Source organism: Microbacterium sp. KR10-403 (genome assembly GCF_040196215.1).
In the GTDB taxonomy this organism is placed as follows: Bacteria; Actinomycetota; Actinomycetes; order Actinomycetales; family Microbacteriaceae; genus Microbacterium.
The window spans coordinates 588,597-605,732 of sequence record NZ_JBEGDC010000002.1 but is presented as its reverse complement, the minus strand read 5'-3'; the positions used below and the strand labels follow the sequence as shown (position 1 = coordinate 605,732).

Sequence of the window (17,136 nt, the reverse complement as noted above, 5' to 3'; positions counted from 1 at the left end):
CGAAGCTCGAACCCCGGACCCGAGGCATCCACCCCCACGTGCCTGAGCTCCGGGTGCCCCCTCCCGCGACGCGCTGCAGCGTCGTCTGCCGGCAGCGTCGCGGTGTGATGAGAGTGAGGACGAAAGACGATGGATGTCACGAAACAGCGCCGCAGCGCGCGATGGTGCCGGCCGCTGGTCGGGCTGGCGGTGTTCGCCACCGCGGCGGCGAGCCTGGTGGGTGCGCTGAGCGCCACCACGACCGCGAGCGCCGACGGGCTGCCCAGCAGCAACGCCTCCGACGGCAACCGGAACGTCACCGCGGTGATGTTCCAGTGGCCGTGGACCTCGATCGGCCGTGAGTGCAAGAGCACTCTGGGTCCGGCCGGCTACGGGTATGTGCTGACCTCGCCGCCGCAGGAGACGGCGCGCATCGGCGACCAGTGGTGGACCTCGTACCAGCCGGTCAGCTACAAGATCGACGGCAAAGAGGGCACGCGGGCCGAGTTCGCGCAGATGGTGAAGGACTGCAACAGCGCCGGCGTGAAGGTCATGATCGACGCGGTGATCAACCACATGTCGGGTCCGCCGGAGGATTCCACGGGCCTCGCGGGCAGCTCGTTCAGCTACTACGACTATCCCGGCATCTACAGCGACAGCGACTTCCACGACTGCCGGCGCGACATCGACTGGAGCAAGAACAGCCCCGACGAGGATCGCACCTGTCAGCTGGTCGGGTTGAGCGATCTGAAGACCGAGACCGACGCTGTGCGCACGAAGATCGCCGACTACATGAACGATCTCATCTCGCTGGGCGTCTCCGGCTTCCGCATCGACGCCGCCAAGCACGTGTGGCCCGCCGACCTGGCCGCGATCAAGGCGAAGCTCACGGACCCCGACGTCTACTTCGCACAGGAGGTGATCAACGGCGAGGGCATCACCGAGAGCCAGTACTGGGGCACCGGCCAGACCTACGGCTTCGACTACGCGAAGAAGCTCAAGAACGTCTTCGGCGGCTCGTCGCTGAACAACGCGCAGTCGATCGCGAACGGGCTCACGGCCAGCGCCGACGCCGCGGTGTTCGTCGACAACCACGACACCGAGCGCGGCAGCGACGACCTGACCTACAAGGACGGTGCGAGCTACCAGCTCGCCAACGTCTTCATGCTCGCGTACCCGTACGGGTCGCCGAACATCCAGTCGGGCTTCGCGTTCAGCGACACCGACGCCGGCGCGCCGGTCGACGACACCGGCCACGTCAAGGACGCCACGTGCGGCACCGGCGTGTGGGTCTGCGAGCACGCTGAGCAGCCCATCGTCGGCATGGTCGGCTTCCACAACGCGGTCGGCGACGCCGCCGTGAACAACTGGTGGACCAACGGCAGCGACCAGATCGCGTTCGGCCGCGGCGACAAGGGCTACGTCGTCATCAACAAGGGCGGTGCACTGACCCGCACGTTCCAGACGTCGCTGGCGGCCGGCACGTACTGCGACGTGGTGGCGTCGGATGCGACATCCACCACCTGCGACGCCGGCCACACGGTCACCGTCGACGGCTCGGGGACGTTCACCGCGACCGTGCCCGCGAACGGCGCACTGGCCATCGACGTCGCCAAGAAGGCCGACGGCACCGACCCGACGTCGACGCCGACCCCGACGCCGACCGCGTCGACGACCCCGACACCGACCGTCGACACGACGGTCTACTACTCGACCGACAAGGACTGGTCGTCGTACTACATCCATTACCAGGTGGGTGACGGCGCGTGGACGACCGCCCCCGGTGAGCAGATGGAGGCCGCCTGCACCGGCTGGGTGAAGAAGGAGATCGACACCACGGGTGCGAGCGCCCTGACAGTGACGTTCAACAACGGTTCGGGCACGTGGGACAACAACGGATCCCAGAACTATGCGCTGGCCACCGGGGTGAGTGCGGTCAAGGACGGCTCCGTCTCGACGACGAGCCCGTGTGCGACGGACGGCGGGTCCACGAGCGGGTCGGACGACGACACCGCGCACGTGTACTACTCCACCGACAAGGGCTGGTCGGCGTACAACATCCACTATCAGGTGGGTGACGGTGCGTGGACGACGGTTCCCGGTGTCGCGATGGCGGCCGCCTGTGACGGCTGGGTCGAGAAGGACATCGAGCTGGGGGATGCCACGACCCTGGCGGTCACGTTCACCGACGGTTCGGGCACCTGGGACAACAACGGGTCGAAGAACTACGCGCTGAGCGGCGGCGTGAGCGCCGTGAAGGACGGCGCGGTCTCCACGACGAACCCGTGCCCGGCAGCGGCCGACACGACGGCGCCGACCGCGCCCACCGATGTCACGGCGACGGCGGGCGCGAGCGCGATCACCGTGTCGTGGACCGCATCGTCCGACGACACCGGTGTGACCGGCTACATCGTCTCCCGCACGGGCGGCGGCGCGCCGGCGACCTTCACGGCGACCGGCACCTCGTACGCGGACTCGTCGGCCGCGGCGGGCGTCACCTACGCCTACACCGTGCAGGCGAAGGATGCCGCCGGCAACGTGTCGGCCGCGAGCGACGCGGCCCGGGCCACTATCGCGGCCGCGGGCGACGACACCGAGGCGCCCACCGCACCCGGTGACCTGGACGCGACCTCGTCGGATGCCAGCGTGACGCTGACCTGGACGGCGTCGGACGACGACGTCGCCGTCGACGCGTACGTCATCGTGCGCACCGGCGCCGGCGGCACGACCACCACGACGACGGCCGCCGTGAGCTACACCGACACGGACGTGACGACCGGTGCGGTCTACCACTACTCCGTCGCGGCGGTGGATGCCGCCGGCAACCTGTCGGCGGCGGCCGGTCCCGTGACCGTCACGGCGTCGGATGCGGCGTCGACCGGCGGGGACGACGACGGCTCGGGCAGTGGGTCGGACGACGGGTCGGGCAGTGGGTCGGGCGACGGGTCGGGCAGTGGGTCGGGCGACGGCTCGGGCGACACCGGTGGCACCGGGTCGGGCACGGAGGGCACGTTCTCCGATGTCATCTCGTACGGTCACTACGCCACCAACCCCGACGGAGGCGTCGGGCAGGCGGCATCCATCACCGTCGACGGCGACGCGTCCGACTGGAACGCGTCGGAACTCATCGCACAGGGCGTCGCCAACGACGACCCGCGCGCGTTCCGGGGCATCCACGAGGGTCCGGTCTACGACCCCTACGCGCTGTACGCGTCATGGGACGACGAGGATCTCTACCTGATGTGGCAGTTCACGAACGTCACCGACGTCGTCGACCCGGCGCAGGGGTACCCGATCAGTGACAACGGCAAGCCGTACAACGGCGACATCCCGATCTCACTCGCGTTCGACACCACTCCCGGTGTCGGCGGCGACGGGCTCATCGACGGCACCACCCAGGGCGTCTGGGGCATCGGCGACACCTTCACCAGCAAGGAGACCGACCACATGCTGATGTTCTCGGTGAAGCCGGGCGTCGGACAGCCGGCCGTCTTCTCGCTGAACGCCGACGGCGCGTTCGACTACGCCACGGCCGACGTCACCGGGTTCGACGACGCCGGCATCGAGTACGCGTACGGCGACGGGTTCGTCGGCTCGCACCTGTACGGCGTCGACGCCGAGGGCGCGTCGGGGTACACGCCGGCCGATCTGAAAGACAGTGCGAAGTACGTCGACTTCCTGACGAAGGGGCACGACACCGCGCAGGACACGGTGTACGAGATGAAGATCCCGTTCCCCGCGCTCGGCATCACGAAGGACCAGCTCACGTCGCAGGGCATCGGGGTCATGCTGATCTCGACGTTCGGCGCCTCGGGCATCGGGTCGCTCCCGCAGGACGAGACGACGCTCGACAACGCGCTCGAGCCGTACAGTGCCGACGAGTCCACGTCTGCGGAGAAGGAGGACACCGACGCGTTCTCTGTGCCGTTCGCACGGATCGGGCATCAGCTGTAGGACGGAGGGGTGGATGCCGCGGGCCGCGGCATCCACCCCGCTACGATTGCCGGGTGGCCACTGATGACGCATCCGCGCCCGAGCGGTATCGGCAGATCGCCCGCGCCGACTGGGCGCGACTCGCGAGCGGGATGGCGCAGCCGCTGACCGAGACCGAGGTCGTGCAGATCCGCGGGCTCGGCGACCGGCTCGACCTCGCCGAGGTGCGCGATGTGTACCTGCCGCTGAGCCGTCTGCTCAGCCTCTATGCGACGGCGACCAAGCGGCTGGGCGCCGAGACGTCGTCGTTCCTGCAGGAGGGCGATGACACCACGACCCCCTTCGTGCTGGGCGTGGCAGGTTCGGTGGCCGTCGGCAAGTCGACCATCGCGCGGCTGCTGCGCGAGCTGATGAGCCGGTGGTCCGACACGCCGCGGGTCGAGCTCGTGACCACCGACGGGTTCCTGTATCCGAACGCCGAGCTCGAGCGGCGCGGGCTCATGGACCGCAAGGGCTTCCCCGAGTCGTACGACCGGCGGGCCCTCGTCGACTTCCTCATCCAGGTCAAGAGCGGTGCGGCCGAAGCGCGCGCCCCCTTCTATTCGCACGTGCGCTACGACATCGTGCCCGACGCGCACGTGACCGTGCGGCGCCCCGACGTGCTCATCGTCGAGGGGCTCAACGTGCTGCAGCCCCCGCCCGCGCCCAACGACGTCGCGGTCAGCGACCTGTTCGACTTCTCGGTCTATGTCGACGCCGACGCCGCCCACATCGAGCGTTGGTACGTCGATCGCTTCCTCGCCCTGCGGCACGGGGCGTTCAGCAACCCGAACTCGTTCTTCAAGGTCTTCGCCGACATCAGCGACGCCGAGGCGGAGAAGCGGGCGCTGGGCTTCTGGAACGACATCAACCTGCCGAACCTCGAGGAGAACGTGCTGCCCACCCGGCACCGGGCCACCCTCGTGCTGCGCAAGGGGCGCGAGCACGCGGTGGAGTACGTGCAGCTGCGCAAGCTGTGAGCCGGTTCGGCTCGCAGCGCTCTGCGGGTGGGTCGGGCCGCGGCATCCCGCCCCTTATGTTCGGACCCCTCGCATTCACCCCTGAATACGATTGATCCCATGTGTGGAATCGTCGGATACGTCGGCCCGCGCCCCAGCGAGGGCATTCTCCTCTCGGGGCTCGCGCGACTGGAATACCGGGGCTATGACTCGGCCGGCATCGCCGTGATCGACGGCGACGGCACCCTCGGCATGCGCAAGCGCGCCGGCAAGCTCAGCGTGCTTCGCGACGACCTCGAGCGCACCCCGCTGCCCGACGGAACCACCGGCATCGGGCACACCCGCTGGGCGACCCACGGCGGCCCCACCGACGCGAACGCGCACCCGCACCTGGCCGACCACGGGCGGCTCGCGGTCATCCACAACGGCATCATCGAGAACTTCTCGGTGCTCAAGGCCGAGCTCGAAGCCGAGGGCGCGAGCTTCGCGAGCGAGACCGACACCGAGGTCGCGGCACAGCTTCTGGCCCGCGAGTACCACGCGCACGGCGACGACCTCGAGGCCGCGTTCCGCGCGACGGTGCGCCGGCTCGAGGGCGCGTTCACACTGCTCGCCATGCATCAGGACCACCCCGGCCTCGTCGTCGGGGCGCGCCGCAACTCGCCGCTGGTGATCGGCCTGGGCGAGGGCGAGAACTTCCTCGGATCGGACGTCGCCGCGTTCGTCGAGCACACCCGCAGCGCCCTGGCGATCGGCCAGGACCAGATCGTGTCGATCACGCCCGGCGGCGTGCGGGTCACCGACTTCGACGGGGGAGAGGTCGAGGTGGAGCCGTTCGAGGTGACGTGGGATGCCGCGGCCGCCGAGAAGGGCGGATGGTCGTCGTTCATGGCGAAGGAGGTCTCGGAAGAGCCCGAGGCCGTCGCCAACACCGTGCGCGGGCGCGCGCACGACGGCATCGTCGAGATCCCCGAGCTCGACGGTCTGGATGACCTGTTCCGCGGCATCCATCGCATTCTGATCATCGCGTGCGGCACGGCCGCCTATGCCGGTCAGGTCGGCAAGTACGCGCTCGAGCAGTGGGCGCGGGTACCCGTCGACGTCGAGCTCGCGCACGAGTTCCGCTACCGCGACCCGGTGCTCGACGCGGGCACGCTGGTCGTCTCGATCAGCCAGTCGGGCGAGACCATGGACACGCTCATGGCCGTCAAGTACGCGCGCGAGCGCGGGGCGAAGACGCTCTCGATCTGCAACACGCAGGGCGCCACGATCCCGCGCGAGTCGGACGCCATCGTCTACACACACGCGGGTCCCGAGGTCGCGGTCGCCTCGACGAAGGCCTTCGTCGCGCAGATCACGGCGCTGTACCTGCTGGCGCTGCACGTCGGCCGCGTGCGCGGCGTGCTCACCGACGACGACTCGGCCACCGCCGTCGCCGAGCTCGAGGGCGTCGCCGACAAGATCGCGTGGGTCCTCGCGCACGAGCAGGAGCGCACCGCGCACCTGGCCGGCTGGATGGCCGACACCCGCTCGGTGCTGTTCCTCGGCCGGCACGTCGGCTTCCCGATCGCGCTCGAGGGCGCGCTCAAGCTCAAGGAGATCTCGTACATCCACGCCGAGGGCTTCGCGGCCGGCGAGCTCAAGCACGGCCCGATCGCGCTGATCGAGCCGGGGCAGCCGGTGTTCGTCATCGTGCCGTCGCCGGTGTACTCGGCGCAGCTGCACGACAAGGTGGTCTCGAACATCCAGGAGATCCGCGCGCGCGGCGCCCGCGTGATCGTGATCGCCGAGGAGGGCGACGCCGCGGTGCTGCCCTTCGCCGACGAGGTGCTGCGCATCCCGCTGGCGGGGCCCCTCTTCGAGCCGCTGCTGGCGGTCGTGCCGCTGCACATCTTCGCGATGGGCCTGGCCGAGGCCAAGGGGCTGGATGTCGACCAGCCCCGCAACCTCGCCAAGTCGGTCACCGTCGAGTAGCGGCCTCGCCCTCGCGGGCCCGCGCCCCTCGGCGCGCTAAAGTCGAGGGGGTGCGAGGGGAGTGCGGATGATCGCCGGGATCGGCGTCGACCTGGTCGACATCCCGCGCTTCGAGCGCACGCTGGCCCGCACGCCGAAGCTGCTCGCGCGGCTGTTCGCGCCGTCCGAACGGCCGCTCGCGGCGCGCTCGCTGGCCGCGCGCTACGCCGCGAAGGAAGCGCTGATCAAGGCGCTGGGCGGATCCGACGGCGTCCACTGGACCGAGATCGAGATCGTGCCGGATGCCGCGGGCAAACCCTGGTTCGAGCTCAGCGGCACCACGGCAGCGGTGGTCGCCGCGCGCGGCATCCAGGCCCTTCATCTGTCCATGTCGCACGACGCGGGCCTGGCGATCGCCTACGTGATCGCCGAGACCGTGGAGAGTGCGGAGCCCGCAGGGCCCGCCGAACCCGCCGAACCCGCCGAACAGGAGACTGCATGAGCCGCCTCGCCCCGGGCGTGCTGCGCGAAGCCGTCATCGACACGAGCGCGATCACCCAGAACACCCGTCACCTGCGCGCTCTGACGCGCGTCGAGGTCATGGCCGTGGTCAAGGCCGACGGCTACGGCCACGGCGCGGTGCGCTCGGCGGCCGCTGCCCTTGCCGGCGGTGCGACGCGCCTGGGTGTGACGGACGTGGCCGAGGCGCTGCAGCTGCGCCGCGGCGGCATCGATGCGCCGATCCTCGCGTGGCTGCACGCGCCCGGCGCCTCGTTCGACGAGGCCGCCGCACTCGGGGTCGAACTGGGCATCTCGAGCATGGACCAGCTGCAGAGGGCGGCGGCCGCGGCATCCGCCGACCGCCCCGTCGGTGTGCATCTGAAAGTCGAGACGGGGCTGGGTCGCAACGGCATCGCGCCCGAGGACTTCGGCGCCGTCTTCGCCGAGGCGGCGCGCCTCGAGCGCATCGGCCGGCTGCGCGTGACGGGGCTGTTCAGCCATGTCTCGAACGCGTCGCCCGACGACGACCGGGCGGCGCTGGCCCGCTTCCGCGAGGCGTCGGAGGCGGCGTCGGCCGTGGGTCTCGCCCCGCGGGTGCGGCACCTGGCCGCCACTCAGGCGGCGATCGACCTGCCCGAGATGCGGCTCGACTGCGTGCGCCTGGGGCTCGGGATCTACGGGCTGTCGCCGTTCGACGACCGCACGCCGGCCGAGCTCGGACTGCGCCCGGCGATGACGCTGCACGCGTCGGTCGCGGCGGTGCGGCGAGTGCCGGCCGGGCACGGGGTCTCTTACAGCTACACGTATCGGACCGACCGCGACACGACGCTCGCGCTCGTGCCCGCCGGCTACGCCGACGGGGTGCCGCGGCAGGCGTCGAACGCCGGGCCGGTCGTCATCGGCGGGCGGCGGTTCCGCGTCGCCGGGCGCATCGCGATGGACCAGTTCGTGGTCGACGTCGGCGACGCCCCGGTGTCCGTGGGCGACGAGGCGGTGCTGTTCGGCGACGCGACGCTCGGTGCCCCGAGCGCGCGCGAGTGGGCGGATGCGGCATCCACCATCAATTACGAGATCGTGACCCGCATCGGACCTCGCGTGCCGCGCCGGGAGGCGCAGCGATGAGCGGCCTCGACGACCTCGTCGGCCGCCATGAGATCGCGTCGGCCGCCGACATGGAGGCGCTCGGGCGCCGGATGGGCGGGATGCTGCACGCCGGCGACCTCGTCGTGCTCACGGGCCCGCTCGGTGCGGGCAAGACGACGTTGACCCGCGGGATCGCCGAGGGTCTCGGCGTGCGCGGACCCGTGCAGAGCCCGACGTTCGTGATCGCTCGGACGCATCCGTCGCTGGTCGGCGGAGCGCCGCTCGTGCACGCCGACGCGTATCGGCTCGGCTCGGCGCTCGAGCTCGACGACCTCGACATCGATACCGAGCGCTCGGTCGTGGTGGTGGAGTGGGGCCGTGGCATGGCCGAGGGGCTGCGCGACACGTGGTGGGAGGTCGAACTCGAGCGCGCCGTGGGCGGGCACGGCTCGGACTCGGCGTGCGCGCTGCCCGACTGGGACCCGGAGGATCAGGACGCCCCCGACCCCCGCGTGGTCACCGTCTCGCGGCGCGGGGCCTGAGCCCGCGAGGTCGCATGGTTTCTCGCGAGATCGCATGGTTTCTCGCGAGATCTGGCGCGACCTCGCGAGAACTCGTACGACCTCGCGAGAACTCGTGCGACCTCGCGAAGCGCGGAGCGGCGCGGGGCGCGGGCGCGGCGTCCGAGCGCCCCACAGCGTCCGCTCGACCTGTGCCCATTACCCTGGAAGGCGTGATCCTCGGTATCGACACCTCGCTCGGCACGACGGTCGCCGTCATCGAGGATGACGGCGTCGTGCGCGCCCACGCCGACAGCGCCGACCCGCTCGCGCACGCTGAGGTGATCGGCACGCTGCTCGAGCAGGTCGTGGGGCCGCGGCATCCCGCCCCTGATGCGCGGGCCGCGAGTGCACATCACACCGCCGAGCGAACATCAAACCGTCGGCAGTTTGATGTGCGTGGGACAAATACATATGAATTTGGCGCAACGGACGGGGAGATCACGCATGTCGCCGCGGGCATGGGGCCCGGGCCCTTCACCGGGCTGCGCATCGGCATCGCCGCGGCGCGCGCGTTCGCGCTGGGGCGCGGCGTCCCGGTCGTGCCGGTGGTCAGTCACGACGCGGTGGCGCTCGAGCTGCTTCTTTTCGACGCGATCCGGGATGCCGACGCCCCCCGCTTCGCGGTCGTCACCGACGCGCGCCGCCGCGAGGTCGCGTACTCCGTCTACGACGGACTCGACGACGACGGACTGCCCGTGCGCACCGCCGGCCCCGCACTGGCCCCGCGCGACGAGATCGACGCCGTGCTCGCCGCGGCCGCTGCCGAGCGGCGCGACGCCGCGGCCGTGTCCGGCGCGATGCTCGCGCTCGCCGCCGCCCGGGCCCTGGCCGCCGGCCGCGAGATCGGGCCGCACGACGCGCTCTACCTGCGCTCGCCCGACGTCGCCCCTCCCGCGGCACGCAAGAAGGTGGGCCCGTGACCGCGCTGCGCACCGCCACGGCCTCCGATCTCGAGGCCATCATGGCGCTCGAGCACGCGTCGTTCCCGACCGACGCATGGAGTGAGCGCACCATGCGCGACGAGCTCGCCTCGCCGCACGGGCGCTACCTCGTGCTCGAGAGCGACGGCGCCGTCGTCGGCTACGCCGGGCTGCGCGCGGTGGCCGGATCGCGCGACGGCGACGTGCAGACGATCGCCGTGGCCGCGGCATCCCGCGGTCGCGGATGGGGGCGGATGCTGCTCGCCGAACTCATCGCCGAGGCGAGGCGCCGCGGCGTGCGGGACCTCTTCCTCGAGGTGCGCGCCGACAACCCGGTCGCGCAGAGCCTCTATGCGTCGGAGGGCTTCCGCGAGGTGGGCCGCCGGCCGCGCTACTACCAGCCCGACGATGTGGACGCGATCGTCATGCAGGCGGATCTCCGGGGGCGGGATGCCGCGCCCGTCGCGGTCACCGCGGCCGCGGCTTCTGCGGGTTCTGCGGATGCCGGCGCCTCACAGACTTCGGATGATCGCGCGAAGCTCGGAGGATCCTCGCCGAATCATCCGAAGTCGGTGCGATCCTCCGAAGTCTGTGAGGGCCAGCAGGGGCAGCGGCCAGAGCAAGGGCAGCAGGGGCAGCAGCCAGAGCAGCGGGTGACGCAGGGCGCCTACGCGCCGACGGAGGTGACGCACGATGTCTGAACCCCTCGTACTGGGCATCGAGTCGAGCTGCGACGAGACCGGCATCGGCATCGTGCGCGGACGCACCCTGCTCTCCAACACGATCGCCAGCAGCATGGAGCAGCACGCGCGCTACGGCGGCGTGATCCCCGAGGTCGCCGCGCGCGCCCACCTGGAGGCGCTGCAGCCGTCCATCGAGGCCGCGCTCGCCGAGGCCGGCGCGAACCTCGGACTCGATGGGCCTCTGCCGCTCGCCGACCTCGACGCGGTCGCGGTCACGAGCGGCCCGGGGCTCGCGGGCGCGCTCATGGTGGGCGTGGGGGCGGCCAAGGCGCTCGCCGTCTCGCTGGGCACGCCGCTGTATGCGGTGAACCACCTCGTCGGGCACATCGCCGCCGACATCCTCGACACCGAGGCTGGTCCTCTGGAGTACCCGACGGTGGCCCTGCTGGTCTCCGGCGGCCACACCTCCCTCCTGCTCGTGCGGGATCTGACCACCGACGTCGAGCTGCTGGGCGAGACGATGGATGACGCGGCCGGCGAGGCGTTCGACAAGGTGGCCCGCATCCTCGGCCTGCCGTACCCCGGCGGGCCCGAGATCGATCGCGCCGCGGCATCCGGCGATCCCGGTGCCATCCGCTTCCCCCGCGGCCTCTCCCGCGCGTCCGACATGGCCGCGCACCGGTACGACTTCTCGTTCTCGGGGCTGAAGACGGCCGTCGCGCGCTGGATCGAGCAGCGGGAAGCCGCGGGCGAGCCGGTGCCGACCGGCGATGTCGCGGCGAGCTTCCGCGAAGCGGTCGTCGACGTGCTCGTCACCAAGGCGCTCGACGCCTGCGCCCGCTACGATGTGCCGCGACTGCTGCTCGGAGGCGGCGTCATCGCGAACCGGCGACTGCGCGACGTCGCCCTCGCCCGGGCCGAGCAGGCCGGGGTCACCGTGCGCATCCCGCCGCTGTCGCTGTGCACCGACAACGGGGCGATGATCGCGGCTCTGGCCGCGCAGCTCATTGCATCGGGCCGCGAGCCGTCCACTCTCGCGTTCGGCGCCGACTCGACGCTGCCCGTCACGCAGATCCAGGTCGCCGAGAGCACTCCGGTGGGGGAGCGGTGAACGACGAGAAGGACCCGCCGGCGCCGCACATCGAGACGGCGCCGCCCTCACCCGAGGTCGAGTTCGGGCTCGGTCGCCCCGCCCGAGCGGACGACCCGGCCCTGCCCGGCGAGCATCGCGGCGGCTTCCAGCGTCTGCCCACCGCGCCCGTGGACGTGACGCCGACGGACGTCGGTCCGAGCGAAGATATCGAGCCGCTGCCCGATGCCGAATGGGTCGGCACCGAGCAGGTGCACGGCACGCTGAGCGCATGGGCGCTGGGGCTTGCCGTGGTGGCATTGGCCGCCTCGTTCTTCGTGGGGTGGACGTTCCCCCTCGGCATCGCGGGCGTCATCGTCTCGGCGGTCGCACTGCGCCGCCCGTGGGACAGCCGTTTCATGGCGGCCTGGGCGCTCGGGCTGAGCATCCTGTCGGTCCTCTACAGCGCCGGTTGGCTTGTGTGGCTCGCGGTCCACGAGCAGCTCTTCACCTGAGCCGCGGCATCCTCACCCCACCCGATCGGCGAGGATCGCCAGATGGCGCGCACCCACCCGGGTGAGGATCAGTGTCGCCGATGCGTCACCGCGCAGTGACAGCTTCTTCCGGAAGGCGGCGGGGTCGACATCCATGCCCCGCTTCTTGATCTCGATCGTGCCGATGTCGTGTACGCGCAGGGCCGCGTTCACCGCCTTCGCATTCGCGGGCAGGGTCTCGCGCACGCGGAACGACTGGACGAACGGGCTGGTGAGCGCGGCGTCCCCGGTGATGTAGGCGATGTGCGGGTCGAGCATGCCGCCCTCGAGCTCCCGCGCCACCTCGCCGACCAGCCGCGCACGGATCACGGCGCCGTCCGGCTCGTGCAGGTAGGCGCCGAGCTCGCGCACGGCGGCGTCAGGCGCGTCATCGGCGGCGGTGAGCTCGTGCACGCTGTCGCCGCGCAGCACGAGCGCGGCCCGCCGAACACCCGGCCGGGCCAGTGCGCCCGTCCACACGACGAGCTCGACGACGGTGCCGTCGGCGCTGACCCACTGCGTCTCGGCCTCGGCCGGCAGCTCGTCGCGGTCATGGCCGGGGCCGAGCTTGATGCCGGTCGGCAGCGTCCGCGCGATCTCGAACACCCAGTCGAGCGGCGGCGAGTAGTCGGCGGCGCTCACCCGGCGGGTCTCGCGGTGACCCGCGGTGCGACGAGCGGGGTCGAGCCACAGCGCATCGACGCCTGCCAGGTCCGTGGCCTCGGCCGCGCCCTGTCGCACGGTGACGGTGTCGCCGAACACGGCGAGGTTGTACGCGGCGATCGCGGCGGTGACCTCGTCGGCGTCGACGGCGTCGACCCGCAGGCCCGCGGCCGCGAACGCCAGGGCGTCGCCGCCGATGCCGCACCCGAGGTCGGCGACGTGGGCGATGCCCGCGGTGCGCATCCGCGAGGCGTGGTGCGCGGCCACCGGCAGGCGGGTGGCCTGTTCGAGGCCCGCCCGGGTGAAGAGCATGCGTGCGGCGAAGTCGCCGAACTTCGCCGTGGCCTTCGCGCGCAGGTGCGCCTGGCCGACGACCGCCGACACGAGGTCGGGGGAGCGCCCGGCCGCGCGCAGCCGGGAGACGGCACGGGCCGCATCGCCGGTCGAGGTCACGGGGCCCAGCTCGTCGAGCAGGCTCAGGCCTGCGGGTGTGAGCAGGGCGGTGAGCTCGGCCATCTCCATGCTCCCAGCGTATGGGAGACGCAGGTTGGCACTCGCGTTGCGAGAGTGCCAATCGTGCGCCTAAACTGTCATCAGCACTCTCGATGTCTGAGTGCTAACGAGTCTTCAGTCTCAACGAAGGAAGAGGTAGACCGTGTCGGTTTCCATCAAGCCGCTCGAGGACCGCATCGTCATCCAGCAGGTCGAGGCCGAGCAGACCACCGCGAGTGGTCTGGTCATCCCCGACACCGCCAAGGAGAAGCCCCAGGAGGGCGAGGTCGTGGCCGTGGGCCCCGGCCGCATCGACGACAACGGCAACCGCGTTCCGCTCGACGTCGCCGTCGGCGACCGCGTGCTGTACAGCAAGTACGGCGGGACCGAGGTCAAGTTCGGTGCCGATGAGTACCTCGTGCTGTCGGCCCGCGACGTCCTCGCGGTCGTCGTCCGCTAGTCCTCTCGAGCGAGGGCCCGGGTGCTGCGTGCACCCGGGCCCTCGTCGTGTCTCTAGGCTGGTGCGGTGAAGCAGAACACGGGCGGGGCGACCGCGGGCGGGATCTACGCCTTCGCCGCCTACCTGCTCTGGGGGCTGTTCCCGCTCTACTTCCTGACCCTGCTGCCGACGACCCCCTGGGAGGTCGTCGCGTGGCGGGTGCTTCTCTCGCTGGTCTTCTGCGTCGTCGCGCTGACCGTCACCCGCGGATGGCGCGCGTTCGGCCGCATCGTGCGGCAGCCCCGGCTTCTGGGCTGGACCGCGGCCGCCGGCATCCTGATCTTCGTCAACTGGACCGTCTACCTGGTCGCCACCCTCACCGGACACGTGATCGAGGCGAGCCTCGGCTACTTCATCAACCCGATCGTCACCGTGCTTCTGGGTGTGCTCGTGCTGCGCGAGCGGCTGCGCCCCGCGCAGTGGACCGCGATCGGCATCGCGGTGATCGCGGTGGTCGTGATCGTCGTCGGCTACGGCCAGGTGCCCTGGATCTCGCTGCTGATCGCGTTCTCGTTCGGCCTGTACGGGCTGACGAAGAACAGGGTCGGCGCATCGGTCGACGCCGTCAGCGGGCTGACGCTGGAGACCGCCTGGCTCTCGCCGGTGGCCGCGGGCATGCTCATCTGGGTGGGTGCGACCTCGGGCATCACCCTGGGCACCGCCGGCGCGGGGCACGCCGTGCTGCTCCTGCTCGCCGGCGTCGTCACCGCCGTGCCGCTCCTGCTGTTCGCCGCTGCGACGCGTCGCGCGCCGCTGAGCCTCATCGGTCTGCTGCAGTTCCTGACGCCGATCCTGCAGTTCGCGACCGGCGCCTTCGTGCTGCACGAGACCATGCCGCTCGAGCGTTGGATCGGCTTCGCGCTGGTCTGGGTCGCCCTCATCGTGCTGAGCGTCGACTCGGTGCGGCACGCGCGACGCCAGCGCGGCGTCGCCGACGTGGCCGAGATCGCCTGAGAGCGGCGGCGGGCGCGACGGTTCGGGATGCCGCGGGCCCGCGTCACCGTCGGGGGCCGAAGACCCACGGCTCGGGGGCCGGTGCGCGACCGCGGGTCGCGGCATCCGACTCGATCAACTGCAGCGCCGGTGCGGGCGGCGCGGGCGTCAGCGCGAACAGGGGGATCGCAAGGTGCACGAGCGGACCGATGCACAGCGCCACCGCGAGCGTGCCCCAGCCGACGTTGCCGCCCAGCAGCCAGCCGATCACGAGGACGGCGGCCTCGATGCCGGTGCGTGCGAGCCAGATCGGCAGCCCGGTGCGCGCGTGCAGACCCGTCATGAGCCCGTCGCGCGGGCCCGGCCCGTGTTGCGCGCCGATGTACAGGCCCGACGCCGCGGCGATGAGCACGAGCCCCGCCGCGAACAGCGGGATGCGCACGGCCAGCGACTCGGGCTGCGGGATGAGCCACAGCCCCAGCTGCGCGGACGGGCCGATGAGCAGCACGTTGAGCACCGTGCCGATGCCGGGCCGCTGTCGCAGCGGGATCCACAGCAGCAGGACGACGCCGCCGATGAGGTTGGTGACGACACCGAACGGGATGCCGGTGTGCCGCGTGATCCCCTGAGCCAGGACGTCCCAGGGCTCGATGCCGATGGTCGCCTGCATCATCGTGGCGATGGCGATGCCGTACAGGAAGAGCCCGACCAGCAGCTGCACCATGCGCCGGGCGCGCGAGGCGGGGCGCCGGCTGAGCGGCTTCGGCTCGAACGTCGGCAGCGCGAGGCGTCGGCGGGGCGCGGTCACGAGGTCAGTGGACGGGATTGGTTGCACAGTGGATATCCAATCGTCATGAGGCTTGCGCTCGGTAGGGCCAATCTGCGTAAAGTGGCCTCATGTCGGAAACGGTGATCGGCGCCCGGGCACTCTTGGACCTCCTCGGCGAGTGGCGCGGGGCGGGGCCGTCGTACGAGGCGCTGGCCGATCGGCTGCGCCTGCTCGTGATCGACGGACGGCTTCCGTCGGGCGCCCGGCTGCCGGCCGAACGCGAGCTGGCCGCCGACCTCGGTGTGAGCCGCACCACGGTGACCGCGGCCTACCAGCGGCTGCGCGAGCAGCGCTTCGCCGTGAGCCGCCAGGGCTCGGGCACGCGCACGGCGCTGCCCGGGGCGGTGCGCACGCCCGGCGCCCATCCGAGCGGGCTGCTCGATTTCACGAAGGCCGCGCTGCCGGCGCCCTCGATGATGCCGGATGCCGTGGCCGAGGCATCCACTCTCCTCAGTCCCCTCCTGCTCGACTCGGGCTACGACACCCTCGGACTCACGGTGCTGCGCGAGGCCGTCGCGCGGCGTTTCACCGAGCGGGGACTGCCCACCGACGCCGACCAGATCCTCGTGACGGTGGGGGCCCAGCAGGCGATCGCGCTGCTCGCGCGGGCGCTCGTCAGCCGCGGCGACCGGGCGCTCATCGAGGCGCCGACGTATCCGCACGCGTACGACGCGCTGGGTGCGGCGGGGGCGCGCATCGTCACGGTGCCGGTCTCGACCGAGGGTGTCGACGGCTGGGACGTCGACGTGCTCGAGTCGGTGATGCGGCGCACGAGTCCCGCGATCGCGTACCTGATGCCCGACTTCCAGAACCCGACGGGCCGCTCGATGTCGGCGGCGGTGCGCCGCCGCGTGCTGGCCGCCGCCGCCGCGCAGGGCACGATCGTCGTCGCCGATGAGACGCCGGCCGAGCTCGACATCGATCGGCCCGAGAGCTTCCCGCCGCTGGCGACCGCGGCCGGCGGCGCGCACGTCATCACGATCGGCTCCGCCAGCAAGACGATGTGGGGCGGTCTGCGCGTCGGCTGGATCCGCGCCGAGCGCGCGATGATCCGCCGTCTGCACGGTGTGCGCGCGACGATGGACCTGGGCACGCCCGTGCTCGAGCAGCTCGTCGTCGCGCGACTGTTCGACCGGTTCGACGCCGTGCTCGCCGAGCGCCGTGCGGCGCTCGCGGCGGGGCGCGAGGCGCTCGAGGCGCGGCTGCCCGCGGCCTTCCCCGACTGGACGGTGCCGCACGTCCACGGCGGGCTCGCGGTCTGGGCGCACATCGGCGCGCCGGTGAGCTCGCAGCTCGCCCTCGCCGCGCGCAGTGAGGGCCTGCTGGTCACGGCGGGCCCGCGGTTCGGCGTCGACGGAGCGTTCGAGCGGTTCCTGCGTCTGCCGCTGACCTCCGCGCCCGCGCAGGTCGATCGGGCCGTCGCGGCGCTGCAGCGCGCATGGCCGGCCGCGTCGCGGCATCCCCTCCCCGAACCCGGTGCGCTCGCCGCGGTGGTGTGAGCGCTT

Annotated in this window: 15 protein-coding genes; 13 read left to right on the top strand and 2 right to left on the bottom strand. The window is 71.6% G+C overall.

The features are described from left to right. Positions 1 to 129 precede the first annotated feature (129 nt). From ABMQ42_RS06395 to ABMQ42_RS06350, 10 genes are all read left to right on the top strand, one after another. Entirely contained in the window at positions 130 to 3,933 is a 3,804-nt protein-coding gene (locus tag ABMQ42_RS06395; RefSeq protein ID WP_349722020.1) for a carbohydrate binding domain-containing protein, read from the top strand. 53 nt (positions 3,934 to 3,986) lie between these two features. Further along, positions 3,987 to 4,931, top strand: a complete 945-nt coding sequence (gene coaA / locus ABMQ42_RS06390; protein ID WP_349722019.1) for a type I pantothenate kinase — start codon at positions 3,987 to 3,989, stop codon at positions 4,929 to 4,931. A 99-nt stretch (positions 4,932 to 5,030) separates the two neighbouring features. Then, the gene (gene glmS / locus ABMQ42_RS06385) at positions 5,031 to 6,884 is read left to right on the top strand and encodes a glutamine--fructose-6-phosphate transaminase (isomerizing) (RefSeq protein WP_349722018.1); all 1,854 of its coding nucleotides are present in this window, start codon (positions 5,031 to 5,033) and stop codon (positions 6,882 to 6,884) included. Positions 6,885 to 6,951: 67 nt separating this feature from the next. Next, positions 6,952 to 7,365 carry a holo-ACP synthase gene (locus ABMQ42_RS06380; protein WP_349722017.1) on the top strand — a complete coding sequence of 138 codons (414 nt, stop codon included), beginning with the start codon at positions 6,952 to 6,954 and terminating at the stop codon, positions 7,363 to 7,365. Then, on the top strand, positions 7,362 to 8,486 hold the full coding sequence (alr, locus tag ABMQ42_RS06375; protein WP_349722016.1) for an alanine racemase: 1,125 nt from the start codon (positions 7,362 to 7,364) through the stop codon (positions 8,484 to 8,486). Before ABMQ42_RS06380 ends, alr begins: the two co-directional genes overlap by 4 nt. Then, positions 8,483 to 8,989: a tRNA (adenosine(37)-N6)-threonylcarbamoyltransferase complex ATPase subunit type 1 TsaE gene (gene tsaE / locus ABMQ42_RS06370; RefSeq protein ID WP_349722015.1), complete on the top strand. Its 507-nt coding sequence runs from the start codon at positions 8,483 to 8,485 to the stop codon at positions 8,987 to 8,989. The genes alr and tsaE overlap by 4 nt, the downstream gene beginning before the upstream one ends. A 191-nt stretch (positions 8,990 to 9,180) precedes the next feature. Continuing rightward, complete coding sequence (tsaB, locus tag ABMQ42_RS06365) at positions 9,181 to 9,930, top strand: tRNA (adenosine(37)-N6)-threonylcarbamoyltransferase complex dimerization subunit type 1 TsaB (protein WP_349722014.1); 750 nt, start codon at positions 9,181 to 9,183, stop codon at positions 9,928 to 9,930. Then, positions 9,927 to 10,631 carry a ribosomal protein S18-alanine N-acetyltransferase gene (gene rimI / locus ABMQ42_RS06360; protein WP_349722013.1) on the top strand — a complete coding sequence of 235 codons (705 nt, stop codon included), beginning with the start codon at positions 9,927 to 9,929 and terminating at the stop codon, positions 10,629 to 10,631. Before tsaB ends, rimI begins: the two co-directional genes overlap by 4 nt. Next, a complete protein-coding gene (gene tsaD / locus ABMQ42_RS06355; protein WP_349722012.1) occupies positions 10,624 to 11,724 on the top strand; it encodes a tRNA (adenosine(37)-N6)-threonylcarbamoyltransferase complex transferase subunit TsaD in 1,101 nt (366 codons plus the stop codon). The genes rimI and tsaD overlap by 8 nt, the downstream gene beginning before the upstream one ends. Then, positions 11,721 to 12,197 carry a hypothetical protein gene (locus ABMQ42_RS06350; protein ID WP_349722011.1) on the top strand — a complete coding sequence of 159 codons (477 nt, stop codon included), beginning with the start codon at positions 11,721 to 11,723 and terminating at the stop codon, positions 12,195 to 12,197. Before tsaD ends, ABMQ42_RS06350 begins: the two co-directional genes overlap by 4 nt. 12 nt (positions 12,198 to 12,209) lie before the next feature. Here ABMQ42_RS06350 and ABMQ42_RS06345 read toward each other — a convergent pair whose 3' ends face one another. Beyond that, a complete protein-coding gene (locus tag ABMQ42_RS06345) occupies positions 12,210 to 13,400 on the bottom strand; it encodes a class I SAM-dependent methyltransferase (protein WP_349722010.1) in 1,191 nt (396 codons plus the stop codon). Between the two features lie 133 nt (positions 13,401 to 13,533). On the opposite strand from ABMQ42_RS06345, the gene groES reads away from it, so the two are divergent. Both groES and rarD read left to right on the top strand, forming a co-directional pair. After that, positions 13,534 to 13,830, top strand: a complete 297-nt coding sequence (gene groES, locus ABMQ42_RS06340) for a co-chaperone GroES (RefSeq protein ID WP_067242196.1) — start codon at positions 13,534 to 13,536, stop codon at positions 13,828 to 13,830. Between the two features lie 66 nt (positions 13,831 to 13,896). After that, on the top strand, positions 13,897 to 14,823 hold the full coding sequence (gene rarD / locus ABMQ42_RS06335) for an EamA family transporter RarD (RefSeq protein ID WP_349722009.1): 927 nt from the start codon (positions 13,897 to 13,899) through the stop codon (positions 14,821 to 14,823). Between the two features lie 43 nt (positions 14,824 to 14,866). Here the strand turns inward: rarD and yczE are convergent, their stop codons facing one another. Further along, positions 14,867 to 15,526, bottom strand: a complete 660-nt coding sequence (yczE, locus tag ABMQ42_RS06330) for a membrane protein YczE (RefSeq protein WP_349722095.1) — start codon at positions 15,524 to 15,526, stop codon at positions 14,867 to 14,869. A 173-nt stretch (positions 15,527 to 15,699) separates the two neighbouring features. Here yczE and yczR point away from each other — a divergent pair, with 173 nt between their 5' ends. Further along, complete coding sequence (gene yczR / locus ABMQ42_RS06325) at positions 15,700 to 17,130, top strand: MocR-like transcription factor YczR (protein WP_349722008.1); 1,431 nt, start codon at positions 15,700 to 15,702, stop codon at positions 17,128 to 17,130. The last annotated feature ends 6 nt before the right edge of the window (positions 17,131 to 17,136 follow it).